The organism is Actinomadura harenae, assembly GCF_003696215.1.
GTDB classification, from domain to species: domain Bacteria; phylum Actinomycetota; class Actinomycetes; order Streptosporangiales; family Streptosporangiaceae; genus Spirillospora; species Spirillospora harenae.
Genome location: NZ_RFFG01000034.1, coordinates 16,823 through 42,188, shown reverse-complemented (window position 1 = coordinate 42,188; position 25,366 = coordinate 16,823). Strand labels below are relative to the sequence as shown.

The window sequence follows — 25,366 nt, the reverse complement described above, 5'->3', positions numbered from 1 at the left end:
TGAGCCGGTCAGCGCTCCGTGAAGGCCCGCGCGAACGCCTCGGCCTGGTCGGTCGCGTGATGGACGGCGTTGGCGAACGGCATCCGCACGCCGGACGAAACGCCTAGCAGCCAGATCCGCTCGGCGCGCCCGTTCATGCGCAGGCGGAGGTCGGCGTCCAGTTCCGGAGGCGTGCTGGTTCCGGATGAATCGTGTGCGAACGAGAGGGCTCCGTGTCGCATGCCCAGGGGTCTGCTCGTGAAGCCGGTCGCGCAGACGACGGCGTCGAAGGGCTCGGACTCGCCGTCCGGCCACCGCACCCGCCAGGGGGACGGGCCGTCCAGCCGTCGCGGACCCCCTGCGCGCACCCGCACCTGCCCGGTCTCCAATAGTTCGAGCAGGTGTTCGGCGTTGCCGAGGGGAAACGAGCCCAGGTAACGCATGAGCGGCTCGCACGCGCGCAGGACCCGGCGGCGCGCGTCGCCGTCCCGGCGCACCAGGATCGGGTTGGCGAGGTCGACGAGTTCGACCAGGACGTCCTGCCAGCCGACGAGGCCCCGGCGCGCGAGCCCGATCTCGGCGCGCAGCCGCCCGACCGTGTCAGCGGGCGCATCCGCGCAGGTCAGCGGGGTTTCGAGGGTGCGTGTGACGAGGTCCAGGATCCGCCGGGTGAGGCGCGGGTCGGCGGAGTCCAGCGCGTGGACGTCGGCCGGGTCGATCCGCACGGCTCCCCGGACGGTCCGCGTGCGCACGGCGGGCAGCGCCCCGGACGGCGACGCCATCGTCACCCGGTGGCCGTGGCGGGTGAGGAGGAGCGCGGCGTCGATGGCGGACAGTTTCGTCCCCAGCACGAGGACCCGGCCGGACGGCGGCACCGACTCCAGCATGCGTTCTTCGGGGAACGGGCTGGTCACGATGCCCGGACGGTCGCGGAGCCCGTCCGGGACCGACGGCGGCCCCCAGCCCAGGCACACCAGGACTTCGGACGCGTCCAGGTGCGAACCGTCGTCCAGGAGGACGCGGTAGCCGTCGCCGACGGGCCGGACGGACGCCGCGCGCCGTGGCACCCGGCGATGCGCCAGTCCGGGACGTCCCGCCGCCGTCTCGTAGACCTCGCGCAGATACCGGGCGAACTCCCGGCGCGGTGCGAACACCTCGCGTTCGACGGGCGCGCCGCATGCCCGCAGCGCCCGGTGGAAGTCGGCGGGCAGTCCCGGCCGCAGGGACATCAGGGCGGCCGAGGTGTTGCAGAGCAGCGCGGCGTCGCCGACGCCGAAGGCCGTGCCCGCTCCGGCGGGCAGCGGGTCCACGATGTCGACCGGCGCGTCCACGCCCGCGCGCGCCAGGGTGGCGAAGGCGGCCGTCCCGGCGACTCCCCCACCGATGATCACCACACGTCGGCGCATCACGTCCGTCCCCCGAAGCGGCGCTAGAGATCACCCACAGTGGTTCTATCACCGCGCCCCTGCGCGGCCGGCGGAGGGCCGGACGATGTCTCCGCTGTTCAGCCCAGCTTTTGGATACCCCATGGGGTATCAGGTACGGTGACGGGGTCAGATACCCCATGGGGTATGTCCGGACCCTGGAGGGGAGCCGCATGAGCGTCGTGGAAGAGCTGGAGAGGCTGAGGCGGGAGGCGGACCGTCCACCGGGACGGGCCGGGCTACTCGGCCGGCTCGGCGGATGGGCCGCCGGGCACGCGCGGCTCGTCCTGCTGGTGTGGCTGGTCCTGGTCGGCGTACTCGGGGCGTTCGCGCCCAAGGTCAACTCGGCGCTGTCCGGCGCGGGCTGGCAGGCGGACGGATCGGCCTCGGTCCAGGTCCGCGAGCTGGCCGAGAAGCACTTCGGCGGCAACGCCTCCAGCGCCCTCCAGGTCGTCGTCAAGGCCGACCGGCCGGTCACCGACCCGGCCGTGTCCGGGGTCGTCGACCGCGCCGTCGCCACCCTGGACGCCGACGCGCGGGTCGGGCAGATCGTCCGGCCCCAGCCCGGCGCCACGGTGAGCCAGGACGGCCGGACCGCGGTGATCCTCGCGGGCGCGGCGGCCGACCCGAACGAGATGGTCCGCGCCGCCGACGACCTGAAGGACCCGCTCGCCAAGCTCTCGGCGGACGGCGTCCAGGTGCGCGCCACCGGCGCCTCGGTGCTGTGGAGCGACTTCAACAAGGCCAACCACGACGCGATGATGAAGTCCGAGATGCTGTCGTGGCCGGTGACCATGGCCATCCTCGTGCTGGCGTTCGGCTCGCTCGTCGCCGCCGGGCTGCCGCTGCTGCTCACCCTCGCCGGACTCGCCGCGTCGGCGGGCTCGCTCGTGCTGCTGACCGAGCTGACCCCGATCTCCATCTGGGCGATGAACTTCGCGATGATGTTCGCGCTCGCGCTCGGCATCGACTACGCGCTGTTCCTGGTGATGCGGTTCCGGGACGCGCTCCAGCGGTCCGGTCCCGTCCGCGCGGTGGTCGAGACGATGGACACCGCGGGCAAGGCCGTCCTGCTGTCCGGGGCGACCGTCCTGGTCAGCCTGTCGGCCGTGATGCTCGTGCCGTCCCCGGCCTTCCGGTCGATGGCGGGCGGGATCATGCTGGCCGTCGTGTTCGTCCTGGCCGCGACGCTGACGCTGCTGCCCGCCGTCCTCGGGATGCTCGGCAAGAGGATCGACCTCGGCACGCCTCCGTGGGCGCGCCGCAGGGACAAGGCGAAGGCCAACCGGTTCGAGGCGTGGGGACGGCTGCTGTGGCGGCGTCCGGCGCTGTTCGGCGTGGCCGCGACCGTGCTGCTGGTCGCGCTGGCGATCCCGGTCCTCGGACTGCGGACGGCGATGCCGTCGATCACCGTCGTCCCGGAGGACGCGTCGGCCCGCATGGGCTACGCGGCCGTCCAGGAGTCGTTCGGCAAGGGCGCGCCCGGCGCGCTCCAGATCATCACGCCGCGGGCCCAGGCCGACGCCGCCTCGTCGGTGCTGCGGAACGACCCCGGCATCGGGGCCGTCATGCCCGCCGCCCCGTCCGCGGACGGCTCCGGGCTGGCGCTCGTCCAGGCCGTCCCGAAGGTCGACCCGTCCGACCCCGCGCTGTCGGCGACCGTGGACCGGCTCCGCGCCGACCTGCCGGACGGCGCGCTCGTCGGCGGCGCGTCCGTCGAGAACCTCGACCTGAAGAGCCTGCTGGACGCCAAGACCCCGCTGGTCCTCGGCACCGTCGTCGGCCTCGGGTTCGTCCTGCTGCTGTTCGCGCTGCGCGCCCCGCTGATCGCCGCGCTCGGCGCCCTGACCAGCCTGCTGTCCACCGCCGCCGCGTTCGGCGCGGCCCGGCTGGTGTTCCAGGACGGCCACGGGTCCGGCCTGCTCGGCTTCACCCCGCAGGGCTTCCTGGACGGCTGGGCCCCGGTGTTCTTCTTCGCCATGATCTTCGCGATCGCGATGGACTACACCGTGTTCCTGCTGGCCACGGCCAAGGAGGAGTGGGAGCGGACCGGCGATCCGCGGCAGGCGGTGGTCGGCGCGCTCGCCCGCTCCGGCCGGGTGATCTTCGCGGCGGCCGGGGTGATGGTCGCGGTGTTCTTCACCTTCGCGCTGTCCGGGCCGCTGCCGCCGAAGGAGATGGGCGTCATCCTGGGCGTGGCCGTCCTGCTCGACGCGCTGCTCGTCCGGCTGGTGCTGCTCCCGGTGCTGCTGCGCGTGACCGGGCGGGCCGCCTGGTGGTGCCCGCGGTGGCTGGACCGGCTGCTGCCGAACGTCCGGTTCTCGCATGACTGAGCGCGGGAGCCGGAGCGGGACGGAGACGCCCGCCACGAAACCGGTCCGTGCATATACCCCCGTGGGTACCATGGACCCACCGCTCAGCTCGACAGGGAGGTCAGCGATGAAGGTCGACGAGAACGCGCAGGGCGCGGTCCTCAACCGGCTCCGCCGTGCTCAGGGCCAGCTCGCCGGAGTGATCGCCATGATCGAGGCGGGCCGTGACTGCAAGGACGTCGTCACGCAGCTCGCCGCCGTGTCCCGGGCCCTGGACCGGGCCGGGTTCAAGATCGTGGCCAGCGGGATGCGCCAGTGCATGGCCGCCGCCGAGGAGGACGCCCCGCCGATGAGCGAGGAGGAGCTGGAGAAGCTCTTCCTCACCCTCGCCTGACCCGGCGCGGAACCTCTCCGCGGAGCCCCTCCGCAGAGCCCTTTCCGCAAGGCCGTTCACCCGGTCCCCGTCACGGGGGCCGGGTGAACGCGTTCCTCCGGCACGCCGACATCCGCTTGTAGCGGGACGGTGACACAACGTGGTCGTAGGGTGTCTGCCGAGGAACCGACCCCAGGAAGGGGCCGGGTGCAGAACGGGAGCTACTTCTATGCGCAAGACCCTCACCACCGGCGCGGCCACCGCGATCCTGGGACTCATGCTGAGCGCCGTCCCGGCCCACGCCGAGACCGCCACGAGCCACTCCGGCCTCGCGCCGAACTTCCCCATGTGCGGCTTCGCCCCCCTCCCCGTCCCGCTTCCCATCCCGGTGCCGATGGGGCCGCCCTGTCCGCCCATGGGGCCGATGGGTCCCATGGGGCCGATGGGGTGACCCGCTCGCGCGCCTGAGGCGCGCGAGCACCCGGAACGACGCCGGCCTGGCCGACACGCTTCTGCGTGTCGGCCGGGCCGTTTTGGCGAAGGGCCTTGCGTACGTGACGCCGGGAACGCCGTCAGTCGGTGAGGCGGCGGAGGAAGTCGCGGATCAGCGCGGCGCTCTGCCGGGTGCGGGTGACGAACGGGAAGTGGCCGGTGTCGAGCAGCTGGATGTGCGCGTCCTTCAGGTCGCGGGCGAAGGCGAGCGCGCCGTCCGGGCCGAAGATCTCGTCACCGCGTCCCCACACCGCCAGCAACGGCGGCTGCTGGGTGCGCAGGTACTCCTGCCAGGCCGGGTAGAGCGGCGGGTTGCTGCCGTAGTCCAGGAACAGCGCGAGCTGGATCTCCTGGTTGCCCGGACGGTCCAGGAGCGCCTGGTCGTGCAGCTCGTAGGCCGGGTCGACGAGCGACACCTCCGGAAGGCCGTGCGTGTACTGCCAGTGCGTGGCCTCGCGGGTGAGCAGGCCGCGCAGCGCGTCGCCGTTCTCCTTCGACGGGTCGGCCCAGTACGCGCGGATCGGCTTCCAGAACGGGGTCAGGCCCTCGTCGTAGGCGTTGCCGTTCTGCGTGACGATCCCGGTGACGCGCTCGGGGTGGCGGGTCGCCAGCCGGAAGCCGACCGGCGCGCCGTAGTCGTGCACGTGGATCGCGTATCGGGTCAGGCCCAGCTCGTCGAGCAGCTTGTCCACCACGTCCGCCAGGTGGTCGAACGTGTACTCCCACTCGTCGGCCGAGGGGGCGGAGCTGAGCCCGAAGCCGGGGTAGTCCGGCGCGATCAGGTGGAACTCGTCCGCCAGCTCGGCCATCAGCCCCTGGTACACGACCGAGGACGTCGGGAACCCGTGCAGCAGGACCAGCGTGGGCGCGGACGGGTCGCCCGCCTCCCGGTAGAACACGTCGAGCCCGTCGATCCGGACCGTCCGGTGGCGTACAGCAGCCATGATCTTCTCCAACCATCTAAAGGCGTTTAGCCGGTTTCCGATGCCCTGAACGTACCCCGGGTCCACTCAACCAGTCAACCCACTTTTGCCGGTTGATACACTCGGGGCATGCCACGACCGCTCACCGGAGAACCCCTCGCCCTCGACCTGGTCGACACGATCTGGATCGACCAGGACCGGCGCTTCGACGAGTTCGACGAGCCGGACGGCCTCGCGGGCTGGCTCGCCGAGCACGCCCTCCCCGTCCCGCCCGGAGGCCCCGAGGCCGCCCGCGCCCACCTCCTGACCGCGCGCGACGCCGTCCGCGCCGCCCTCGAAGGGGACGAACGGCCGCTCAACGCCGTCCTCGCGCACGGTTCGCGGCGTCCACTGCTGCGCGACGGCGAGCCCGCCTCCGAGGTCGTCACCGGCGACCCCGAATGGACGCCCGCCTGGATCGCGGCCGCCGACCTCGTCCGCCTCCTCGGGGAACGCCGCGAGCGCGTCCGCAAGTGCGCGAACCCCGACTGCGTGCTGTGGTTCTACGACCTCACCAAGAACGGCTCGCGCCGCTGGTGCTCCATGGCCGTCTGCGGCAACCGCACCAAGACCGCCCGCTTCCAGCAGGCCCACCGCCACGCCTGAGCGGCGGCCACAGATAGTCAACTAGTTGATTAGGTGCGTGTGCTAGCCTGCGGCCAGGTAGTCAACTCGTTGAATAGGGGTGAGGCATGCATCCGTTCCGGAAGGCCGCCGAGGAGCGCGACCTGGAGGCCATGGAGGCGCTGCTCGCCGACGACGTGGTGTTCACCAGCCCAGTCGTGTTCAAGCCCTACTCCGGCAAGCCGATCACGATGGCGATCCTGCGCGGCGTGCTGCGCGTGTTCGAGGACTTCCGGTACGTCCGGGAGATCTCCGAGCCGGGCGGGCGCGACCACGCGCTGATGTTCCGCACGACCGTCGGCGGACGCGAGGTGCACGGCTGCGACTTCATCCACGTCCGCGAGGACGGCCTGATCGACGAGCTCACCGTCATGGTGCGCCCGCTGTCCGGCGCGAACGCGCTGGCCGAGGCCATGGGCGCGCAGTTCGAGCGGATCGAACGCGAGGCCCTCGGCGGCTGAGGCCGCGTCGCCCGAAGCGCCCGCCTCACGCGGATGATCGGCGTGCGCGGACCGGGAGGGTCGCCCAGCCGTTGAAGGTGGTCGACGTCCGGCGGCGCGGCTCGGGGGCGGCGGGCGCGAGATCCGGGAAGCGGCCGAACAGGCGGGTCAGCGTCTCGGCCGCCTCGAGCCGGGCCAGGGCCGCGCCGAGGCAGTAGTGGTGGCCGCCGCCGAACGCCAGGTGCGGAAGCGGCTCGCGGGAGAGGTCCAGCCGTCCGGGGTCGGCGAAGCGGCGCGGGTCGCGGTTGGCCGCGTCGATCCGGACGACGACCCGTGACCCCGCCGGGACGCGCACGCCGCCCAGCTCGTGGTCGGTGAGCGCGACGCGTCCGGCGAGGCGGACGGGCGGCTCGGCGCGCAGCAGCTCCTCGACGGCGCGCGCCGGATCGGCGTGCAGGCGCTCGATCTGCGCACGGTCGCGCAGCAGCGCGGACGCGCCGTTGCCGATGAGGTTCGCGGTCGTCTCGTGCCCGGCGGCGAGCAGCAGGACGCAGGTGGCGAGCAGTTCCTCCAGGCTCAGCCCGTCCGTCGCGGCCAGCGCGCCGACGAAGTCGCCGCCGGGGGCGCGGCGCCGCTCCACCAGCAGCGGCAGCAGGAACATCATCACCTCCTGGGACGCCTCCGCGCCGCGCTCGACGTCCTCGGCGGTGGGGACGGCCTCCAGCATCCGGACGAGCCCGGGCGTGTGCTCGCGGAACACCCTCGCGCCCTCCGCGCCGACGTCGAGGAGCTCGGCGATGACGGCCAGCGGGACCAGGTAGGCGGCCTCGGCCATCAGGTCGGCCTCGTCGGCGTCCGCGAACAGGCCGGAGAGGACGGTGTCGACGATGGCGGCCACGCGCGGCCGGAGCCGTCCGACCGCGCGCGGGGTGAACGCGGGGCTGAGCAGGCGGCGCAGGCGGGTGTGGTCGGGCGGGTCCAGGAACAGCAGCACGCCGGGCGGGACGGCGAGGCTCCGGCCGGCGATCCTGCGCGGATCGCTGCTCCAGCCCGGTTCGCGCAGCACCCGCGCCGCCTCGTCGTAGCCGGAGACGACGAACGCGCCGAGCGTCTCGTCCCGGACGACCCACGCGCCGGGCGGTGTGTCCGAGCCCGTGTCAGACCAGGCTGCGGCCCTCATGGCGCTCCTTCCAGAACCTCTGGTCGAGTTCCCCGTACGGTGTCGCGGGCGGGCCGCCGCGGTCCCACTCGTTGCAGATGTCCAGCCAGGGGCCGGTCGCGTTCAGCTCGCCGAGGACGGCGTTCATCCCCAGTTCGATGCGGGTGAGGAGCATGAAGTCGGGCGGCAGGCTCAGCCGCCGGACGAGCGGCCCGTACTCGCCCGTCGGCGAGTACGCGCGGGCGACCATCCGCGCCGTCCGCTCGGGGGTGAAGGTGAACGGCTGCGGCTCGACCAGCGAGTTCAGGGTCGTCCGGAACCAGCCGATCACCTCGGCCGGGTCGAACGCCTCCCCGCCGGACGGCAGGAACCCGGTGTCGCGCATGACGGTGGCGAACGCCTCGGCGTCGTCGTCCACCGCGGCGGACACCATCGCGCCGATCTGCACGGCCTGCCGTGGCGTGAACCGCTTGACGCAGCCGAAGTCGAGGAACGTGACCGTGCCGTCCTCGTGGAACAGGTAGTTGCCGGGGTGCGGGTCGGCGTTGAACAGCCCGACGCGGCGCAGCGAGCCGATCGTGAAACGGTAGAGCGCCTCGGCCCACCGGTCGCGCAGGCCGGACTCGGCGGTGAGGGCCTTCCGCCAGCGCATCCCGTCCGAGAGTTCCATCGTCAGGACGCGGCCGGCGCACAGCTCCGGGACGATCTCGGGCACGCGGATGAACGGATGCCCCCGGTAGAGGTCGGCGAACTCGGCCTGGCTCGCGGCCTCGGCGCGGTAGTCGAGCTCCGCGCCGATCCGCTCGGCCGCCTCGCGGGCGAGCCCGCGCAGGTCCATCCGGGTCAGGGCGGGGGCGATCGAGCGGGCCAGGGTGAAGAAGCCGACGAGCAGCTCGGTGTTCGCCAGGTCGGCGCGGATGGCCTCCGCGACGCCCGGATACTGCACCTTCACCGCGACCCGGCGGCCGTCCGCGAGCGTCGCCGCGTGCACCTGCCCGATGGACGCGGCGGCGAGCGGCTCGCGGTCGAACTCGGCGAACAGCTCCTCGGGCGGCGCGCCGAGCTCGGCCGCGACCATCGCGGCGGCGTCCTCGTAGGGCATCGGGGGCGCGTCGTCCTGGAGCCGGGCGAGGGCGGCGCGGTAGATCGGCGCGTACTCGCCGTCCACGGCGGGCGTGAAGCTGACGAACGACAGCAGCTGCCCGGCCTTCATCAGCACGCCCTTGGACCGGCCGAGCCGCCGCGCGTACCGGTCGGCGGCGCGTTCGTGGAACCCGGCGTCGCGGCGTCCGCGCAGGGAGGCGACGACCGCCTCCCCCGCCGTCCGGCTCGCGGCGCCCAGGAGCGGAGCGGCGCGGGCGACCCGCCCGTGCCGGACGACAGGAGACCTTCCCTGCTCGGTCATCGATGAGCCCCCGTAAGTGGACACTGTCTTCGCCTCAGTGTTTACTTAGGCCATGACGCCGTCAACCCCGACCCGGGACCGGATCCTCGACGCGGCCATGCGCCTGTTCGGCGAGCAGGGCTACCGCGGCACGAGCGTCGCGCAGATCGAGCGGGCCGCCGGGCTGACCCCGGGCGCGGGCGGCCTCTACCACCACTTCCGCACCAAGGAGGCGCTGCTGCGGGCGGGCATCGAGCGCAACCTGAACCGGCTGGACGCCCTGCGCGACATCCGCCGGGTGCTCGGCGGCCTCGGCGACCTGCGCGCCGAGCTGACCCTGAGCGCGCGCTACGTGCTGGCCGAGCTGGACGGCGAGGAGGAGCTGCTGCGCATCATGCTGACCGAGGCGCGCAGCCGTCCGGAGATCGTCGAGGACGCGGTGCGGCAGCTGGTGAACACCACGTTCACCGAGTTCACCGCCTGGCTGCGGGAGAGCGCCGGCGTCCCGGAGGAGCGCGCCGCCGCCGTCGCCTCGGTCGGGCTCGGCGCGCTGTTCTCGTCCCGCGTGATGAGCGGGCTGCTGAAGGTGTCCCCGGTCGGCGTCGACGACGAGACGTTCGTCGCGACCTGGGTCGAGATGATGCACCGCATGCTGACGCCGGAAGAGAGCTGACGCCCGGCCGGGACATGGCCCGGCCGGGCGGGATCGGATGTCAGGCGCGGTGTTCGGGCGTCAGGCGCGGTGTTCGGGCGTCAGGCGTAGTGGCGGTAGACGGCCTGGGCGACGAGCGCCGGCTTCTCGCCCCGGTCGGTCTCCATCGTGAAGTCGAGCGTCATCTCGACGCCGTCGCCCTTGACCTCGGTCACGTCGGCGACGACACCGCGCAGCCGGAGCCGCGCGCCGACCGGGACGGGCGCCGGGAACCGCACCTTGTTCAGCCCGTAGTTGACGCTCATCTTCACGCCGTCGATGGTCAGAAGCTCGCTGAACAGCGGGATGAGCAGGGCGAGGGTGAGGTAGCCGTGCGCGATCGTGCCGCCGAACGGGCCGTCCGCCGCCCGCGCCGGGTCCGTGTGGATCCACTGGTGGTCGTCCGTGGCGTCGGCGAAGGTGTCCACCCGCCCCTGGGTGATCCCGGTCCAGCCGGTGTGCCCGAGGTCGGTCCCGCGCAGCGCGAGAAGCCCGGCGAGGCCGTGCGCGACGTGGGGGGCGGTGCGGGGAGCGGCCTCGGGGGCGGCGTCGGGGGCGGGGTTCACGGCAGGTCCTTTCCGAAGCGGGCGGCCAGCGCCCTCTTGATGATCTTTCCGGTGGGGTTGCGGGGCAGGTCTCCGGTCAGGACGACCGACGCCGGGACCTTGTAGCCCGCGAGGTGTTCGCGCAGGTGCGCGAGGATCCCGGCCTCGTCCGGGGACGTGCCGGGGCGCGGGACGACGACGGCCCGGCCGACCTGGCCCCAGCGCTCGTCCGGGACGCCGATGACGGCGCACTCGGCGACGTCCGGATGCCGGGCGAGGACGGCCTCGACCTCGGCGGGGTAGATGTTCTCCCCGCCCGAGATGATCACGTCCTTGATCCGGTCGACGAGGGTGACGTGGCCGTCCTCGTCCTCGGTCGCGACGTCACCGGAGTGGAACCAGCCGCCGTCCAGCACGCGCGCGGTGTCGTCGGGGCGGCCCCAGTAGCCGCGCATGACCGTGGGGCCGGAGACGAGGATCTCGCCCTTCTCCCCCGGCGGGACGTCCCGTCCCGCCGGGTCCACGATCCGGACGTCGGCGAAGAAGTGCGGCACCCCCGCCGTCCCGGCCTTTCGGGACGCGTCGGACTTGTCCAGGAACAGGACGCCGGGTGACGCCTCGGTCATGCCGTAGCCCTGGCTGAACGCGAGGCCGCGCTCCCGGTACACCCGGATGGTGCCGAGCGGCACGGGCGCGCCCCCGCAGGTGAGCTGCCGCAGGCTGGACAGGTCGGCGGACGGCCAGGACGGGTGCGCGGCCATCGCGTCGAACATGACGGGCACGCCGAACATGTACGTGACGCGGTGCGCCCCGATCGCCGCGAGCGCCCGCCCCGGGTCGAACGCGGACATCAGCACGACCGTCCCGCCCTTGAGCAGGGTCGGCAGGCAGGTCATGTTCAGCCCGGCAGCGTGGAACAGCGGCGCGGCGACGAGGGTCGTCTCGTCCCCGGCGAGGTCGACGTCCACCAGGACGTTGACGCTGTTCCAGGTGAGGTTGCCGTGGGTGAGGACGGCGCCCTTGGCCCGTCCGGTGGTCCCCGACGTGTACATGATCAGGCACGGGTCGTCCAGGCCGACCGGGGTGTCGGACGGCTCGGCGGACGCGGCGGCCAGCAGTTCCTCGTAGCCGAGGGCGCCTCCGCCGTCCGGCCCGGCGAGTGCGATCCGCGTCCGGACGGACCCGGCGGCCCCGGCGGCGGCGTCCGCCTGCTCGGGGGCGTGGACGAGCACGTCGGCGCCCGCGTCGGTGAGCGCGTGCTCCAGCTCGGGGACCGCCAGGCGCGTGTTCAGCGGGATGAACACCGCGCCGAGCGCGCCCGCCGCGAACAGCGTCTCCAGGAAGGCCGGGTGGTTCGGCCCGAGGTAGGCGACCCGGTCGCCCTGCCGCACGCCGAGGCCGCGCAGCGCGTTCGCCAGGCGGCACACCCGTTCGTGCAGCTCATCGTAGGTGCGCCGGGTCTCCCCGTGGACGATCGCGATCCGGTCCGGGGTCTTGCGGGCACGGCGGGCCGTCCACGATCCGATGCCCTGGTCACGCATGGCGCTCCACCTCCTCGTCGGCGGCGAGCCCCAGCAGGCGCGCCGCGTTCGTCTTGAGGATCTTCCGCCGAACGCCCGGTTTGATGTCGAGCCCCTCGAAGTCGCGCAGCCACCGGTCCGCCGTGATCACCGGGTGGTCGGACCCGAACAGCACCTTGTCCTGCAACAACGAGTTCGCGTACCGGACGAGCTGCGGCGGGAAGTACTTCGGCGACCAGCCCGACAGGTCGATGTGCACGTGCTCCTTGTGGAGCGCCACCGCGAGCGCCTCGTCCTGCCAGGGGAAGGACGGGTGGGCCAGGACGATCCGCAGCCCGGGGAAGTCGGCCGCCACATCGTCCACGAGCATGGGGTCGGACGGCGCGAGCCGGATGCCCCCGCCTCCGGGCAGTCCCGCGCCGATGCCCGTCTGCCCGGTGTGGAACAGGGCGGGCACGCCCAGTTCCTCGATGGCCTCGTACAGCGGGTAGGCCATCCGGTCGTTCGGGGCGAAGTCCTGAAGGCTCGGGTGGAACTTGAAGCCGCGCACGCCGTGCTCCTCGACCAGCCTGCGCGCGGCGCGGACGGCGGCCCTCCCCCGCCAGGGATCGACGCTGGCGAACGGGATGAGCGTTCCCGGATGCCGCGCGCAGCCCTCCGCGACCTCCTCGTTGGGGATCGGCGGATGCCCGGTCGCCTGCTCGGCGTCCACCGTGAACACCACGGCCATCATCTTCCGCTCGCGGTAGTAGGCGGCCGTCTCGTCGATGGTCGGGAGCCGGTGCCCGTGAGCGCCGAAGTACTTCTCGGACGCCTCCATCAGGTACGGCGGCAGTGACTGATGCCCGGACGAGGAGATCTCCGCGTGCGTGTGGACGTCGATCGCGACGATCTCGTCGAGGTCCACACCGCCGGCCCTCACCTCGGCGGGGTTCACTCGCCCGGTTCCTTCGGCGGGGTTCACGCGTTCGGGTCCTGCGGCGCGGGGATGCCGACGGTCTGCGCGGCGGCGCCGATGCCGGTCGCCCAGGCGGCGGCGATGTCGTCCGCCGTCCACCCGCCGGTCCGGTAGCCGACGGCGACCTCCCGCGGGTGCGACCAGAGGGAGAGCCGGTCGCCGCCGATGCCGATGGCCTGGCCGGTCACCCTCGCGGACGCCTCCGAGGCGAGGAACACCGGCAGGCCCGCGACGTCCTCGGGCGACCCGAACCCCTCGGCGGCGCGCAGCCATGCCGGGAACGGCTCGCCCCGCTCCTCCCATGCCTCGACGTGCGGCGCGAACGCGGGGATGGTCCTGGTCATCGCCGTCGCGGCGACGGGGACGACCGCGTTCACGGTGATCCCGGCCTTGGCCAGCTCCATCGCCCAGGTGCGGACCATGCCGACGATCGCGGCCTTCGCCGCCGAGTAGTTGGTCTGCCCGAAGTTCCCGCGCTGCCCGGCGGGCGACCCGACGACGATGATCCGCCCGCCCCGGCCCTGCTCGCGCATCCGCCGGACGGCGGCCCGGACGCAGGTGAACGTGCCGCGCAGGTGGACGTCGAGCACCGCGTCGAACTCCTCGTCGGACATCTTCCAGAGCACCCGGTCGCGCAGGATCCCGGCGTTGGCGACCAGGGCGTCGAGCCCGCCGAACTCGGTGACCGCGCGGTCCGCGAGCCGCTCGGCGACCTCGGCGGGGCCGACCGCTCCGGGCTCGGCGACCGCGCGCCCGCCCGCCGCGACGATCTCCCCGGCCACCCGCCCGGCCGCCTCGGCCTCGACGTCGTTGACGACGACGGCGGCGCCGGCCTCGCCGAGCGCGAGCGCGTACGCGCGGCCGAGCCCGCTTCCCGCCCCGGTGACGACGACCGCTCTGCCGTTCAGATCCACAACGTCCTCCCCTCGCGGCGAGGGCGCCCGCCCCCGCCGTGTCTCCACCCGCGCGCCCCGGACGAGGCGCGACGGGAGCCCAGGGAAGCCGCTCCGGGAATCTACGTCAATAGTGTTGACGTAAGTCGGCCCCGGTCAGGTCGCGGCCGGGGCGATCGGGCCGAGCCAGGTGCCGCCGGAGACGTCGACGGTCTGGCCCGTGACGTAGCGGGCGTCCGGTCCGGCGAGGAAGCCGACCACGTCCGCGACGTCCTCGGGCTCGCCGAGGCGGCCGAGCGCCGTGATCGCCTCCAGCGCGGCGGCGGCCTCCGGGATGGAGACGTACCCGGCGGTCATGTCGGTGCGGATCGCGCCGGGCGCGACCGTGTTCACCGTGATGCCGCGCCGTCCGAGCTCGTTGGCGAGGCTCGGGGCGAGCGCCTCCAGGGCGGCCTTGGTGACGGTGTAGCCGATCTGGACGGCCACGCCCATCCGGCTCGCGACCGAGCCCATGTTGATGATCCGGCCGTCGTCGTTCAGCAGCGGCAGCGCCCGCTGCGTCACGAAGAACGGCGCGGCGACGTTCACCTTCAGGAGCCGGTCGAGTTCGGCGGGGGTGAGCACGGCGATCGGGCTGGCCGAGGCGATCCCGGCGTTGTTGACGAGGATGTCCAGGCCTCGTCCGTCCAGTTCGGCGGTGAGGGCCTCGAACAGGCGGTCCACCGCGTCGTCCTCGCCGAACCGGGCCTGGATCGCGACGGCCCGGCCGCCCGCCCGCTCGATGTCGGCGACGGTCCGCTGCGCCGCGTCCTCGTCACCGCCGTAGTGGACGGCCACGAACGCGCCCTCGGACGCCAGCCGCAGCGCCACCGCCCGGCCGATCCCGCGCGAGCCGCCGGTCACCAGTGCCGTCTTGCCGTCGAGCTTGCCCATCGTCGTCTCCTCCTCGGTGTCCGGACCTCGGTCGCGGTCCGGCTATGAGGAGACAGTGCCCGGCGGCGCTCACCGCCTCCTCACCGCGCGCTCACCGGTCAGCCCGCCCGGTACACCGCCTCACCGCCGACGTAGGTGGCCAGGACGCGGGCCTCGGCGATCTCCTCGCGCGGGCCGGTGAGGATGTCGCGGTCCAGGACCACCAGGTCGGCGAGGCCGCCGGGACGCAGGCTGCCCGCCTCGTCCAGGCCGTTGACGTGCGCGGATCCCGCCGTGTACGCGGCGAGCGCGGTCACCGGGTCGAGCCGCTGCTCGGGCAGGAACACGCGCTCGTCGGCGGTCCCCGGCTCCTTGCGATTGACCGCGACGTGGATGCCCGCGAGCGGGTTCGGGCTGCTCACGGGCCAGTCGCTCCCGGCGGCGAGGGTCGCGCCCGCGCGCAGCAGGTCGCCGAACGGGTACTGCCACGCGGCGCGCTCGGGACCGAGGAACGGGATGGTCAGCTCGTCCATCTGCGGCTCGTGCGCGGCCCACAGCGGCTGCATGTTGGCGATCGCGCCGAGCCGGGCGAACCGCGGCACGTCGTCGGGGTGGACGACCTGGAGGTGCGCCAGGTGGTGCCGGGTGCCGCGGTGGCCGTTGGCGGTCCGCGCGGCCTCCACGGCGTCCAGGGCCTCCCGGACGGCACGGTCCCCCAGCGCGTGGAAGTGCACCTGGAAGCCCAGCGCGTCGAGCTCGGTGACGTGGCCGCGCAGCGCCTCGGGGTCGACGAAGCTGAGCCCGGAGTTCTGCGTCGCGCAACCGCAGGCGTCCAGGTACGGGCCGGTCATCGCGGCGGTGAAGTTCTCCGCGACGCCGTCCTGCATGATCTTCACGGTGTCCGCGCGGAACCGGCCGTGGCGCAGCCGCGACCGCGCCTCGACCAGCTCGGGGATCTGCTCGGCGCCGCGCTCGCGCTCCCACCACAGCGCGCCGTTGACCCGCGCGGTGAGGCTGCCGTCGCGCGCCGCCGTCAGGTACGCCTCGTCGTTCCCGGCGAAGCCGCCGAACGAGCCGACCGCCGCGTCCTGCCAGCCGGTGATGCCGAGCGAGTGCAGCAGCTCCTGCGCGCGCAGGAGCCCGGCCAGGCTCTCGGCGGGGGTCCGCGCGGGGACGAGCCGTCCGACCAGTTCCGTCGCGCCCTCTTGGAGGACGCCGCTGGGCGTGCCGTCGGCCTCCCGCTCGATCCGCCCGTCGGACGGGTCGGGCGTCTCGGCGGTCAGCCCCGCCAGCTCCAGCGCGCGCGTGTTGCACCAGGCGCCGTGGTGGTCGCGGTTCAGCAGGTAGACGGGACGGTCGGGGACGACCGCGTCGAGCAGCCGCCGGTCCGGAAGGCCGCCCTCGAAGCTCTCCATCGACCAGCCGCCGCCGGTGATCCACGCGCGGTCCGGGTGCGCCGCCGCGAACGCGCGCACCGCCTCGAGGTAGTCGGCGACCTCGACCGTCCCGGTCAGGTCGCATTCGCCGAGTTCCACGCCGCCGCCGACGGCGTGGACGTGCGCGTCCACGAAGCCGGGCACCAGCAGCCGCCCGGCCAGGTCGACGACCTCGGTGCGCGGGCCGACCAGATCGCGCACCTCGTCGTGCCCGACCGCGGCGATGCGCTCGCCCCGGACGGCCAGGGCGGTCGCCCGCGTGCGCGCCGCGTCCACCGTGTGGACGGGCCCGCCGAGGAAGACCAGATCGGCATGGGTCATGGATGTCGCTCCCGTCGATGACGTCGATGTTCCGCCCGGCCGCACCAGCTGGAGCACCGGACGGCAGACCAGGCAACCCGCACCCCTCCACAACGTCAATAACGTTGACGTAATATCCCGGCCATGAGCGAACGCGTCACCCCCGAGGACCGCCGCCGCCGCAGGCGGCCGACCAAGCAGGGCACCGTGCTGTCCGAGGAACTCATCGTGGAGACCGCGCTGCGGCTGATCGCCCGGCACGGCGCGGCGGCGCTGACCGTCCGGCGGCTCGGCGCGGCGCTCGGGGCCGACCCGAGCGCGCTGTACCGGTACTTCCGCGACACCGACGACCTCCTGCTGGCCGTCGCGGACGAGCTGATCGGCCGCACCCAGGCGGGCTGGGCGCCGACCGGCGAATGGCGCGCCGACCTGCGGGAGATCGGGCTGCGGATCCACGCGTCCTACCAGGCGCATCCGCAGCTGGCGATGCTCGCGGCGCACCGCACGACCGGGCGCGGCAACGAGATGCGCGCGGTGGAGGCGATCCTCGGCGTGCTGCGCTCGGCCGGGTTCCCCGACGCCGAGGCCGTCACGCTGTACCACGCGTTCATCGACCAGGCGCTCGGCCTGGCCGCCCTGGAGGCGGCGGCGATCGCGCTGCCGCCCGCCGCCCGGGACGCCGACCTGACGGTGTGGCGGGGACGGTACGCCGAACTCAGCCCGGAGACGCATCCCCACATCGCCGCCACCCGGCAGCTGCTCGCCGCCGACATGCGGCACAGCGTCTACCCGTTCGCGCTGGAGCTGCTGCTGGACGCCATGGAGGCCCGGCTTCCCGCGACGCCCGCCCCCGCTTATGACAACGCTATTGACCGATAACCGGGCGGACGGCTGTGATGGCCGTCATGCAGCAGCTCAGCGCGTCCGGCGCGGAGCCCCCGCGGCCAGCGACGACGCGCGGACCTCCAGCCGGGCCCCGAACAGCCGGCCGTCCGGGCCGGGACGCCCCTCGATCGCGTCCACCAGAAGCTCGACACCGGCGCGCGCGCTCTCGACGGGCAGGTACCCGAGCGTGCTCATCCCCGGATCGGTGTAGGCGGCGGCCGGATCCTCGGTCGCGCACACCACCAGCAGGTCGTCCGGCACCGATCGGCCGAGCCTGCGGAGGGCGTCGAGCAGCAGCGGCGGGCTGATCTCGGGCAGCACGAGCAGCGCGTCCGGCGGCCCGCCAGGCGCACCGGACGCACCGGACCCACCCGAACCGGAAGCGGACAGGACGACCTCGACGGCGGCGAGCACATGCGCCGGACCCGGCGCGTCCGAGGCGACGGTGACCGGGACCCGGCCGTTCCCGGCGCACCACCGGGCGTACGCCTCCCCGGACCGGTCGAAGAAGCAGGACGTCGACCGGGCCGTGACCAGGGCGATCCGTTCCACGCCCTGCGCGCGCAGGTGGTCCAGGGCCTCGATCGTCGCGCTCTCGTAGTCGAAGTCGAGCCAGCGGGCGGGCCGCGCGCCCTCCGCTCCCCCGCCCTCGGCGAGGGCGCGGCGGTCGCTGACGACCGGGACGCCCGCCGACAGGAAGTCGGCGACCAGCGGGTCGCCCTCGACCGGGTCGATCACGAACACGCCGTCCAGCGGCATGTCCAGCCAGCAGTCGTCCGGCGCGGCGGTCGGCAGCAGCACCACGCCGTAGCCGTGCTCCAGCGCCGCCCGCGTGGCCGCGGTCGTCAGCTGGGAGAAGTACGCGAGCTCCGCGTACACCCACGGGGACCGCACGTACTCGCGGGCGGCCAGGCCGAGCAGCCGGGTCCGCCCGGCGCGGAGCCGCCGGGCGGTGGCGTTGGGCCGGTAGCCGAGGCCGCGCGCGACCTCGCGGACGTGCTCGCGGGTGGCGTCCGGCAGCCGGCCGGTGCCGTTCAGCGCGTCGGAGACCGTCGTCTTGGACACTCCGGCGACGCGCGCGACGTCCACCAGGCGGACCCGGGGCGGGGGTGTGGTCATGCCCGGATCCTAACCCGCCCCGCACCCTTTCCCTCCGCCGCTTCACCCCCGCTTCACCTGTGCGGAATCGTTCCTTCAGAGGCTTGTGCAGGAACGTTCCTTCACCAATACTCACCAGCACTCTCCGGCCGGTCCCCGCGGCCGGTCCGTCGTAAGGGGTCGTCCGATGCGCACCTCCCGTTCCCTGGCCGCGCTGGCGCTCGTCGCGCTCGCGGCCGCCGCCTGCGGCGGCAGTCCGAGGCCCGCCGGCTCCGGCGCCTTCCAGATCTCCAAGGACACCCCGCCCGCCAAGGGCCCGGTCGACTCGGTCACCTGGTCGCTGTACGGCGAGCCGCAGTCGCTCGACTACGCCTTCGCGTTCGACTACCCGCCCAACACCGTCCTCGCCAACGTCTGCGAGCAGCTGCAGCGCATCACGCCCGATCTGAAGGTGGAGCCGGGCCTGGCGAGCGCGTCGTCCGCCCCCGACGCCAAGCGCTGGGTGTACACGATCCGCCCGGGCGTCCGCTTCCACGACGGGACGCCGCTGACCGCCGACGACGTGGTCGCGAGCCTCCGGCGGCACATGGACCCGAAGGTCGGCTCGTACTGGATCTCGTCGTACACCAACGTCGCGTCCGTGGAGAAGACCGGGCCGATGCAGGTCACCGTCCACCTGAAGAAGCCGGACCAGCTGTTCAACGAGGAGATGGGCACCTCCGCCGGGACGGTCGAGAGCGCCGCGACGCTGTCCAGGGCCGGACGCGGCTACGGCACCCCCGACGGCGGCGTGAACTGCACCGGCCCCTACGCGCTGGACAAGTGGCAGAAGGGCCAGTCGATCACCCTCAAGCGGTTCGACGGCTACTGGGACGCGTCGCTGAAGCCCAAGGCCGCGACCATCAAGAACGTCTTCATCCAGGACCCGTCCACCCGCGTGAACTCCATGCTGTCCGGCGAGGTCGACGGCGGCTACATGATCCCCACGTCCGGGTTCGCGAAGCTGCGCAACACGCCCAACGGCAAGCTCTACTTCGGCCCCAACACCACGGCCGTCTCCCTCATCCCCACCAACCTCAAGGGGGCGCTCGGCGACGTGCGGGTGCGCAAGGCGCTGTCCATGGCACTCGACCGGACGGGCATCATCAAGGCTGCGGCCGGAGGCGTCGCGACCCCGGCCAAGGCGCCCGGCGCGAGCGGCGCCTGGGGCATCGCGCCGGAGGCGGCCAAGGGCTACTACGCCCAGCTCCCCGACCTCGTCCGCGACGTCGACGGCGCCAAGCAACTCGTCAAGCAGGCGGGCGCGGACGGCAAGAAGCTCGTGATGACGACCAGCACGCTGTCGCCCGAGATCGGCGTCATCGCCAACGCCGTCCAGGCCGCCGGACGGTCCATCGGGCTGAACGTCGAACTGCGGTCCGTCGCGCCCGACGCCTACACCGCGCTGTTCTCCGACCCCAAGTCCCGGTCGGGCGTGGACCTGATCATGACGACCTGGTACGACTCCACGCCCGACCCGCTGGAGTTCTACGGCATCCTCCAGACCGGCAACTTCTCCAACTACGGCGGCTACTCCAACCCCGCCTACGACAAGCTGGTCGACCAGGCCAACTCCGAGCCCGACCCGGCCGCCCGCGCCGCGACCGTCGCCAGGCTCCAGCGGATCTCCATGGACGACATGGTCTGGATCCCGCTCTACGAGGTCCCCTACAGCCTGTTCCTCAACCGCAAGGTGACGGGCGCGCCGACCGGTATCACCCAGCTCATGTACCCCTGGGCCGCGATGCTCGGATCGGCGGGCTGACGTGGCGCTCTTCCTGGTCAAGAGGCTCGCCGGGATGGTCGCGACGCTGGTCGCGACCTCGCTGGCGGTCTTCGGCTCCCTCTACCTCGCGCCCGGCGACCCGGCGACGTTCCTGATGAAGGGACGTCCCGTCACCCCGGAGACGCTCGCCGCGATCCGCGCGCAGTACCACCTGGACGACTCCTTCGCCGTCCAGTACGCCAAGTGGATCGGCAACGTCCTGACCGGCGACTTCGGACGGTCGGTGCAGTTCCGGCAGGACGTCGGCGGGCTCGTCGCGTCCCGGCTGCCGACCACGCTCTGGCTCGTCGCCTACGCGGCGCTGCTGATCCTCGTCGTCGGCCTCGCGGTCGGCGCGCTCGCCGCGCTGCGGCGCGGGGCGGCCGACCGGATCGTCCTCATCGGGACGGGCATGGCGAACGCGACGCCCGCGTTCGTCGCCGCGATCGGGCTGATCTCGCTGTTCTCGGTGAAGCTGCACTGGTTCCCCGCGTTCGGGAACGGCAGCGGGTTCGGCGGGCGGATCAGCCACCTCACGCTTCCGGCGATCGCGCTCGCGCTGACGTTCGCGGGCCTGCTGGCCCGCGTCACGCGCTCGGCGATGCTGGAGGAACTGGCCCGCGAGCACGTCGAGGTCGCCCGCTCGCGCGGCGTGCCCGGCGCCGCCGTCGTCCGCCGGCACGTGCTGCGCAACAGCCTCGGCCCGATCAGCACCGTCACCGGGACGATCGTCGCCGGGCTGCTGGTCAGCACCTCGATCGTCGAGACCGCGTTCGGGCTGTCGGGCGTCGGGCAGCTGCTGGTGTCGTCGGTGACCGTCAAGGACTTCCCCGTGGTGCAGGCCGTGTCACTGCTGGTCGTGTTCGCCTTCGTGGCCGCGAACCTGCTGGTCGACCTGCTCCAGCCCCTCATCGACCCGCGAGTGAAGGGAGCCGCCCGGTGACCGCCGTCCACCTCGAGAGGCGCGCCCTGCTGCGCCGCCTGCACGGCGGCGACGTGATGCAGACGGCAGCGCTGATCGTCCTGGCCCTGATCGTCCTGGTGGCGGTGTTCGCTCCCTGGATCGCGCCGCACGACCCCAACGGCCTGGACCTGTCGGCCGCGCTCGGCGGCGCGTCCGGCGACCACCCCCTCGGCACCGACGAGTCCGGACGGGACGTGCTGTCCCGGCTCATCTACGGAGCCCGCACCGGGCTGCTGGGCCCGCTGGTCGTCGTCGTGGTCTCGACCGCGCTCGGCGCCGCCGTCGGCGTCGCCGCCGCGTGGTGCGGCGGCTGGGTCGACGCGCTGCTGTCCCGCGCGATGGACCTGGTGTTCGCGCTGCCCGGACTGCTGCTCGCGATCGTGCTGGTCGCCGTGTTCGGGCCGGGCCTGACCGCGCCGACCGTCGCGATGAGCATCGCCTACGTCCCCTACGTCGGACGGCTCGTGCGGAACGTGGCCGTCCAGGAGGCGACGCGTCCCTACGTCCAGTCCTACCGGGTGCAGGGCTGGTCCGGCTGGACGATCTGCCTGCGCCACCTCGTGCCGAACATCGCGCCGCTCGTGCTGGCGCAGTCGGCGATGAACTTCGGGTACGCGCTGATGGACCTCGCCGCGCTCAGCTTCCTCGGGTTCGGCGTGCAGCCGCCCGGCGCCGACTGGGGCGCGATGATCAACAACGGCGCGAACGCGCTGCTCCAGGGCGCGGCCATGCCCGCGCTCGCGCCCGGCGCGGCCATCGTGGTCGCGGTCGTGGCGTTCGGCGTCGTCGGCGAGGGCGTCGCCGACCGGGTCGCGAAGCGGGAGGCGTGATGACCGGGACCGCACGGGAGACCCTGCTGGAGATCGACGACCTCACCGTCCGGCTCGCCTCGGGCGCCGCCCGGCCCGTCCTGGACGGGGTGGCGCTGCGCGTCGCGCGGGGCGAGTCCGTCGGGCTGGTCGGCGAGTCCGGCTCCGGCAAGTCGGTGACCAGCCGGGCCGCGCTCGGGCTGCTGCCCGCCGGGGCCACCGCCACCGGGACCGTCCGGGTGGCCGGGGACGACGTCCTGACGATGTCCGCCGCGCGGCTGCGCGAGCTGCGCCGCCGCGAGGTCGCGATGGTGTTCCAGGACCCGCGCGCCTCGATCAACCCCGTCCGCCGGATCGGGGACTTCGTCACCGAGGGCCTGCGCGCCGGCGGCACGCCCGCGCGCGCCGCGCGGGCGACGGCCGAGGAGCTGCTGGAGGCCGTCGGGATCACCGACCCGCGCCGGGCGCTGCGCCGCTTCCCGCACGAGTTCTCCGGCGGCATGCTGCAACGCGTCATGATCGCCGGGGCGCTCGCGGGCGGGCCGCGGCTGCTGCTCGCCGACGAGCCGACCACCGCCCTGGACGTCACCACGCAGGCGGAGGTCATCGCGATCCTCACCCGGCTCCAGGCCGAGCGCGGAACGGGCCTGCTGTTCGTCACGCACGACCTGGACCTCGCCGCCGCCGTCTGCGACCGGATCTACGTCATGTACGCGGGCCGGATCGTGGAGGAGCAGACCGCCGAGGGCCTGTTCGCGCGTCCCCGGCACCCGTACACGGCGGGACTGCTGGCCGCGACGCCCCGGATGGGGTCCGGCGAGCCGCCGCGCGGCGTTCCGGGACGTCCGGTGTCGCTCGCCGAGAACCCCGAGGGCTGCGCGTTCGCCGCCCGCTGCCGCCTCGCCGCCCCGGAGTGCGCCGCCGAACGGCCCGCGCTCCGCCTCGTGGACGGCGTGTCCGTCGCCTGCCATCGCGCCGAGGAGCCGATCCATGACTGAACAGCCGGTTCTGGCGGTCGAGGGGCTGCGCAAGACGTTCGGCGACCACGCGGCCGTCGACGACGTCTCGTTCACCGTCCCGCCGGGCGGCGGCCTGGCGATCGTCGGCGAGTCCGGGTCCGGGAAGACCACGACCGCGCGGATGCTCGTCGGACTGGAACGGCCGTCCGCCGGACGCGTCGTCGTGGACGGCGCCGACCGCACCGCCCCGCCGCGCGGCCGGACGGCCCGCCTCGCGCGCGCCCGCGCGATCCAGATGGTGTTCCAGGACCCGTACCTGTCGCTCGACCCGCGCGTGACCGTCGCCGACGCCGTCGAGGAGCCGCTGCGCCTGCACTTCGACCTGGACTCCGCGACCCGGCGCGCGCGCCGCGACGAGCTGCTCGACCGCGTCGGACTCGGCGAGCGGGAGGCGGCCGCGCTCCCCCGGCGGCTGTCGGGCGGTCAGCGGCAGCGCGTCGCGCTCGCCCGCGCGCTCGCCGTCGAACCGAAGGTGCTGGTCCTGGACGAGGCGACGTCCGCGCTGGACGTGTCGATCCAGGCCCAGATCGTCGAACTGCTGCGCGACCTGCGCGCCTCGCTCGGCGTCGCGTTCGTGTTCGTCAGCCACGACCTGTCGCTCGTCCGGCACGTCGCCGACGACCTGCTCGTCCTGCGCCGGGGACGGACCGTGGAGACGGGGCGGGCCGCCGCCGTCCTCGACGGGCCCCGGCACCCCTACACCCGGCTCCTGCTCGACTCGGTGCCCCACCCGGGCTGGGACCCGGCGCGGATCGCCGCCGACCGCAGAGCACTGGACTGACATCGGCAAAGGCGAAGGCCGGGGCGGCGAGCGGTTGAACCGCCGAGCCACCCCGGCCTTTGCGACGTTCGGCGGGACGCGTCCGTCAGGACGGCGTGGGTTCGACCGCCGCCCGCCGGTCACGCTCACGGTCGAAACGTTCCAGAATCCGCTCGGAGCCGCTCGCCCAGTTGACCTTGAGCGCGGCGACCGCGCTCTCGACGTCCCCGCCGAGCAGGCACTCGGCGATCCGCTCGTGCTCGGCGGCCGAGCGCTCCAGCACGTCCTGGTCGCCGACCACGACCCGCTCGTAGCGGTGCATGGTCAGCTTCAGCGAAGCGATCATGTCCATCAGCCGCTCGTTCGGGCAGCCCGACGTCAGCGTCTCGTGCCAGGCGTCGTCGTGGCGTTCCAGGTCGGCGTAGGCGGCGCGCGGGTCCGGGAACCCCCGCGCCTCGGCCAGCAGCCGGGGCGCGATGGACACCAGGAACGCCGGGTCGCTCAGCCGCAGCGCGAGGGACTCCATCTCCCGCACGATCGTGCTGAGGTCCAGGAACTCCTTGCGGCTCATCGGCGCGAACCGGAAGCCCTTGCCGCGCTCGCTGCGTATCACGCCCTCGCGCTCCAGCGCGATCAGCGCCTCGCGCAGCGGGGTGCGGCTGACGCCGAGGTCGGCGGCCATCCGGTTCTCGTTGATCGGCTCGTCCGAGGCGAACTCGCCCCGCCCGAGCCGCTCCAGCAGCTCGTCCTTGATCTGCTCACGCAGCGGACGGCGCTCGATCGCCATGCTCTCCCTCTTCCCCAGTGCCCGGATCCGACCGTCGCGGGCCGGGAGTGCGGCCGGCGACCGCCCGCCGCGCACCCGGCCGCGGGTCAGGCGGTGCCCGCGCCGTCCACGGCGAGGACGGCGCCCGACACGAACGCCGCCGCGTCGCTGGCGAGGAACGCCACGGTGCTCGCGATGTCGCGGGGGGTGCCGATGCGGCCGAGCGGCCGGTCGGCGGCGTCGGCGTAGAACGCCTCGACCGGCTCGCCGAGCTGCGCCGCCTCGTCGGCGAGCATCCCGGTGGCCGTGTCGCCCGGGCAGACGCAGTTGACGCGGATCTTCTGCGGCCCGTGGTCGATCGCCATCGCGCGGGTCATGTTGACGACCGCTCCCTTCGACGCACAGTACGATACGGCCTGCGCGCCTCCCTGGATGCCCCAACCGGACCCGGTGTTGACGATGCTTCCGCCGCCCGCCTCGGTCATCAGCGGAACCGCGTACCGGCTCATCAGCATGATCGACTTGATGTTGACCGCCATCACCAGGTCCCAGTCGTCCTCGGTGATCTCGCACACGGTCGAGCGCCGGATGATCCCGGCGTTGTTGAACAGGATGTCGAGGCCGCCGAACGCCTCCTTGGCGAGGCCGATCGTCCGCTCGCAGTCGGCGGCCTTCGACACGTCGCAGTGGGAGAAGAGGGCGTTCGGGATGGCCTTGGCGGCCTCCTCCCCGGCCTCGGCGTTCAGGTCGGCGAGCACGACGGACGCGCCCAGCTCGGCGAGCAGCTCGGCGGTGGCGCGGCCGATTCCGGACGCGGCGCCGGTCACGACGGCGCGCTTACCGGTCAGGTCGATCAT

Annotated in this window: 25 protein-coding genes; 12 read left to right on the top strand and 13 right to left on the bottom strand. The window is 73.5% G+C overall.

Annotation, left to right across the window (positions count from 1 at the left end; genetic code table 11):
• Positions 1–8: 8 nt before the first annotated feature.
• A complete protein-coding gene (locus tag EBO15_RS19980) occupies positions 9–1,385 on the bottom strand; it encodes an FAD/NAD(P)-binding protein (RefSeq protein WP_122195940.1) in 1,377 nt (458 codons plus the stop codon).
• Between the two features lie 191 nt (positions 1,386–1,576).
• On the opposite strand from EBO15_RS19980, the gene EBO15_RS19975 reads away from it, so the two are divergent.
• From EBO15_RS19975 to EBO15_RS19965, 3 genes are all read left to right on the top strand, one after another.
• Positions 1,577–3,736 carry an MMPL family transporter gene (locus EBO15_RS19975; protein ID WP_122195939.1) on the top strand — a complete coding sequence of 720 codons (2,160 nt, stop codon included), beginning with the start codon at positions 1,577–1,579 and terminating at the stop codon, positions 3,734–3,736.
• 106 nt (positions 3,737–3,842) lie between these two features.
• A complete protein-coding gene (locus tag EBO15_RS19970; RefSeq protein ID WP_122195938.1) occupies positions 3,843–4,109 on the top strand; it encodes a metal-sensitive transcriptional regulator in 267 nt (88 codons plus the stop codon).
• A gap of 208 nt (positions 4,110–4,317) precedes the next feature.
• On the top strand, positions 4,318–4,539 hold the full coding sequence (locus tag EBO15_RS19965; protein ID WP_122195937.1) for a hypothetical protein: 222 nt from the start codon (positions 4,318–4,320) through the stop codon (positions 4,537–4,539).
• A gap of 121 nt (positions 4,540–4,660) precedes the next feature.
• Here the strand turns inward: EBO15_RS19965 and EBO15_RS19960 are convergent, their stop codons facing one another.
• Positions 4,661–5,524, bottom strand: a complete 864-nt coding sequence (locus EBO15_RS19960) for an alpha/beta fold hydrolase (RefSeq protein ID WP_122195936.1) — start codon at positions 5,522–5,524, stop codon at positions 4,661–4,663.
• 108 nt (positions 5,525–5,632) lie between these two features.
• Between EBO15_RS19960 and EBO15_RS19955 the strand changes: the two genes are divergently transcribed.
• Both EBO15_RS19955 and EBO15_RS19950 read left to right on the top strand, forming a co-directional pair.
• Positions 5,633–6,148, top strand: a complete 516-nt coding sequence (locus EBO15_RS19955) for a CGNR zinc finger domain-containing protein (protein ID WP_122195935.1) — start codon at positions 5,633–5,635, stop codon at positions 6,146–6,148.
• Positions 6,149–6,234: 86 nt separating this feature from the next.
• A complete protein-coding gene (locus EBO15_RS19950; RefSeq protein ID WP_122195934.1) occupies positions 6,235–6,627 on the top strand; it encodes a nuclear transport factor 2 family protein in 393 nt (130 codons plus the stop codon).
• 25 nt (positions 6,628–6,652) lie between these two features.
• Here EBO15_RS19950 and EBO15_RS19945 read toward each other — a convergent pair whose 3' ends face one another.
• Both EBO15_RS19945 and EBO15_RS19940 read right to left on the bottom strand, forming a co-directional pair.
• On the bottom strand, positions 6,653–7,786 hold the full coding sequence (locus tag EBO15_RS19945) for a cytochrome P450 (protein ID WP_122195933.1): 1,134 nt from the start codon (positions 7,784–7,786) through the stop codon (positions 6,653–6,655).
• Positions 7,764–9,170 carry an ABC1 kinase family protein gene (locus EBO15_RS19940; protein WP_122195932.1) on the bottom strand — a complete coding sequence of 469 codons (1,407 nt, stop codon included), beginning with the start codon at positions 9,168–9,170 and terminating at the stop codon, positions 7,764–7,766. The genes EBO15_RS19945 and EBO15_RS19940 overlap by 23 nt, the downstream gene beginning before the upstream one ends.
• A gap of 52 nt (positions 9,171–9,222) precedes the next feature.
• Between EBO15_RS19940 and EBO15_RS19935 the strand changes: the two genes are divergently transcribed.
• Positions 9,223–9,822: a TetR/AcrR family transcriptional regulator gene (locus EBO15_RS19935; protein ID WP_122195931.1), complete on the top strand. Its 600-nt coding sequence runs from the start codon at positions 9,223–9,225 to the stop codon at positions 9,820–9,822.
• A gap of 80 nt (positions 9,823–9,902) precedes the next feature.
• Here the strand turns inward: EBO15_RS19935 and EBO15_RS19930 are convergent, their stop codons facing one another.
• The 6 genes from EBO15_RS19930 to EBO15_RS19905 all read right to left on the bottom strand — a co-directional run bounded on the left by EBO15_RS19930 (position 9,903) and on the right by EBO15_RS19905 (position 16,425).
• On the bottom strand, positions 9,903–10,406 hold the full coding sequence (locus EBO15_RS19930) for a MaoC family dehydratase (RefSeq protein ID WP_122195930.1): 504 nt from the start codon (positions 10,404–10,406) through the stop codon (positions 9,903–9,905).
• Positions 10,403–11,926, bottom strand: a complete 1,524-nt coding sequence (locus EBO15_RS19925; RefSeq protein WP_122195929.1) for an acyl-CoA synthetase — start codon at positions 11,924–11,926, stop codon at positions 10,403–10,405. Before EBO15_RS19925 ends, EBO15_RS19930 begins: the two co-directional genes overlap by 4 nt.
• On the bottom strand, positions 11,919–12,842 hold the full coding sequence (locus tag EBO15_RS19920; RefSeq protein WP_325051920.1) for an amidohydrolase family protein: 924 nt from the start codon (positions 12,840–12,842) through the stop codon (positions 11,919–11,921). Before EBO15_RS19920 ends, EBO15_RS19925 begins: the two co-directional genes overlap by 8 nt.
• 23 nt (positions 12,843–12,865) lie before the next feature.
• The gene (locus EBO15_RS19915) at positions 12,866–13,777 is read right to left on the bottom strand and encodes an SDR family oxidoreductase (protein ID WP_122195928.1); all 912 of its coding nucleotides are present in this window, start codon (positions 13,775–13,777) and stop codon (positions 12,866–12,868) included.
• Positions 13,778–13,912: 135 nt separating this feature from the next.
• Positions 13,913–14,689 carry an SDR family NAD(P)-dependent oxidoreductase gene (locus tag EBO15_RS19910; RefSeq protein ID WP_122195927.1) on the bottom strand — a complete coding sequence of 259 codons (777 nt, stop codon included), beginning with the start codon at positions 14,687–14,689 and terminating at the stop codon, positions 13,913–13,915.
• Between the two features lie 98 nt (positions 14,690–14,787).
• Positions 14,788–16,425, bottom strand: coding sequence for an amidohydrolase (locus tag EBO15_RS19905; protein WP_122195926.1), 1,638 nt, complete (start codon positions 16,423–16,425; stop codon positions 14,788–14,790).
• 123 nt (positions 16,426–16,548) lie between these two features.
• Here EBO15_RS19905 and EBO15_RS19900 point away from each other — a divergent pair, with 123 nt between their 5' ends.
• A complete protein-coding gene (locus tag EBO15_RS19900) occupies positions 16,549–17,283 on the top strand; it encodes a TetR/AcrR family transcriptional regulator (RefSeq protein ID WP_122195925.1) in 735 nt (244 codons plus the stop codon).
• 36 nt (positions 17,284–17,319) lie between these two features.
• Here EBO15_RS19900 and EBO15_RS19895 read toward each other — a convergent pair whose 3' ends face one another.
• A complete protein-coding gene (locus EBO15_RS19895) occupies positions 17,320–18,408 on the bottom strand; it encodes a LacI family DNA-binding transcriptional regulator (RefSeq protein ID WP_122195924.1) in 1,089 nt (362 codons plus the stop codon).
• Between the two features lie 166 nt (positions 18,409–18,574).
• Between EBO15_RS19895 and EBO15_RS19890 the strand changes: the two genes are divergently transcribed.
• From EBO15_RS19890 to EBO15_RS19870, 5 genes are read left to right on the top strand one after another with little or no spacing between them, the layout of a single operon-like run.
• A complete protein-coding gene (locus tag EBO15_RS19890) occupies positions 18,575–20,191 on the top strand; it encodes an ABC transporter substrate-binding protein (protein WP_122195923.1) in 1,617 nt (538 codons plus the stop codon).
• A 1-nt stretch (position 20,192) separates the two neighbouring features.
• On the top strand, positions 20,193–21,134 hold the full coding sequence (locus EBO15_RS19885; RefSeq protein ID WP_122195922.1) for an ABC transporter permease: 942 nt from the start codon (positions 20,193–20,195) through the stop codon (positions 21,132–21,134).
• A complete protein-coding gene (locus EBO15_RS19880) occupies positions 21,131–21,985 on the top strand; it encodes an ABC transporter permease (protein ID WP_199744675.1) in 855 nt (284 codons plus the stop codon). The genes EBO15_RS19885 and EBO15_RS19880 overlap by 4 nt, the downstream gene beginning before the upstream one ends.
• A complete protein-coding gene (locus tag EBO15_RS19875) occupies positions 21,985–22,962 on the top strand; it encodes an ABC transporter ATP-binding protein (protein ID WP_122195921.1) in 978 nt (325 codons plus the stop codon). The genes EBO15_RS19880 and EBO15_RS19875 overlap by 1 nt, the downstream gene beginning before the upstream one ends.
• Positions 22,955–23,764 carry an ABC transporter ATP-binding protein gene (locus EBO15_RS19870; RefSeq protein WP_122195920.1) on the top strand — a complete coding sequence of 270 codons (810 nt, stop codon included), beginning with the start codon at positions 22,955–22,957 and terminating at the stop codon, positions 23,762–23,764. The genes EBO15_RS19875 and EBO15_RS19870 overlap by 8 nt, the downstream gene beginning before the upstream one ends.
• Before the next feature lie 85 nt (positions 23,765–23,849).
• On the opposite strand, the gene EBO15_RS19865 is transcribed toward EBO15_RS19870, so the two are convergent.
• Positions 23,850–24,530, bottom strand: a complete 681-nt coding sequence (locus EBO15_RS19865) for a GntR family transcriptional regulator (protein WP_122195919.1) — start codon at positions 24,528–24,530, stop codon at positions 23,850–23,852.
• 86 nt (positions 24,531–24,616) lie between these two features.
• Positions 24,617–25,366, bottom strand: a complete 750-nt coding sequence (locus tag EBO15_RS19860) for an SDR family NAD(P)-dependent oxidoreductase (protein ID WP_122195918.1) — start codon at positions 25,364–25,366, stop codon at positions 24,617–24,619.

What these genes read in the sequence shown, in the direction of transcription:
- EBO15_RS19955 (WP_122195935.1), top strand. Translation starts at nt 5,633, where the DNA reads ATGCCACGACCGCTCACCGGAGAACCCCTCGCCCTCGACCTGGTCGAC.
- EBO15_RS19935 (WP_122195931.1), top strand. Translation starts at nt 9,223, where the DNA reads ATGACGCCGTCAACCCCGACCCGGGACCGGATCCTCGACGCGGCCATG.
- EBO15_RS19925 (WP_122195929.1), bottom strand. Translation starts at nt 11,926, where the DNA reads ATGCGTGACCAGGGCATCGGATCGTGGACGGCCCGCCGTGCCCGCAAG.
- EBO15_RS19860 (WP_122195918.1), bottom strand. Translation starts at nt 25,366, where the DNA reads ATGATCGACCTGACCGGTAAGCGCGCCGTCGTGACCGGCGCCGCGTCC.
- EBO15_RS19895 (WP_122195924.1), bottom strand. Translation starts at nt 18,408, where the DNA reads ATGACCACACCCCCGCCCCGGGTCCGCCTGGTGGACGTCGCGCGCGTC.
- EBO15_RS19975 (WP_122195939.1), top strand. Translation starts at nt 1,577, where the DNA reads ATGAGCGTCGTGGAAGAGCTGGAGAGGCTGAGGCGGGAGGCGGACCGT.
- EBO15_RS19940 (WP_122195932.1), bottom strand. Translation starts at nt 9,170, where the DNA reads ATGACCGAGCAGGGAAGGTCTCCTGTCGTCCGGCACGGGCGGGTCGCC.
- EBO15_RS19950 (WP_122195934.1), top strand. Translation starts at nt 6,235, where the DNA reads ATGCATCCGTTCCGGAAGGCCGCCGAGGAGCGCGACCTGGAGGCCATG.
- EBO15_RS19900 (WP_122195925.1), top strand. Translation starts at nt 16,549, where the DNA reads ATGAGCGAACGCGTCACCCCCGAGGACCGCCGCCGCCGCAGGCGGCCG.
- EBO15_RS19945 (WP_122195933.1), bottom strand. Translation starts at nt 7,786, where the DNA reads ATGAGGGCCGCAGCCTGGTCTGACACGGGCTCGGACACACCGCCCGGC.
- EBO15_RS19960 (WP_122195936.1), bottom strand. Translation starts at nt 5,524, where the DNA reads ATGGCTGCTGTACGCCACCGGACGGTCCGGATCGACGGGCTCGACGTG.
- EBO15_RS19890 (WP_122195923.1), top strand. Translation starts at nt 18,575, where the DNA reads ATGCGCACCTCCCGTTCCCTGGCCGCGCTGGCGCTCGTCGCGCTCGCG.
- EBO15_RS19910 (WP_122195927.1), bottom strand. Translation starts at nt 14,689, where the DNA reads ATGGGCAAGCTCGACGGCAAGACGGCACTGGTGACCGGCGGCTCGCGC.
- EBO15_RS19980 (WP_122195940.1), bottom strand. Translation starts at nt 1,385, where the DNA reads ATGCGCCGACGTGTGGTGATCATCGGTGGGGGAGTCGCCGGGACGGCC.
- EBO15_RS19875 (WP_122195921.1), top strand. Translation starts at nt 21,985, where the DNA reads ATGACCGGGACCGCACGGGAGACCCTGCTGGAGATCGACGACCTCACC.
- EBO15_RS19905 (WP_122195926.1), bottom strand. Translation starts at nt 16,425, where the DNA reads ATGACCCATGCCGATCTGGTCTTCCTCGGCGGGCCCGTCCACACGGTG.
- EBO15_RS19865 (WP_122195919.1), bottom strand. Translation starts at nt 24,530, where the DNA reads ATGGCGATCGAGCGCCGTCCGCTGCGTGAGCAGATCAAGGACGAGCTG.
- EBO15_RS19970 (WP_122195938.1), top strand. Translation starts at nt 3,843, where the DNA reads ATGAAGGTCGACGAGAACGCGCAGGGCGCGGTCCTCAACCGGCTCCGC.
- EBO15_RS19965 (WP_122195937.1), top strand. Translation starts at nt 4,318, where the DNA reads ATGCGCAAGACCCTCACCACCGGCGCGGCCACCGCGATCCTGGGACTC.
- EBO15_RS19870 (WP_122195920.1), top strand. Translation starts at nt 22,955, where the DNA reads ATGACTGAACAGCCGGTTCTGGCGGTCGAGGGGCTGCGCAAGACGTTC.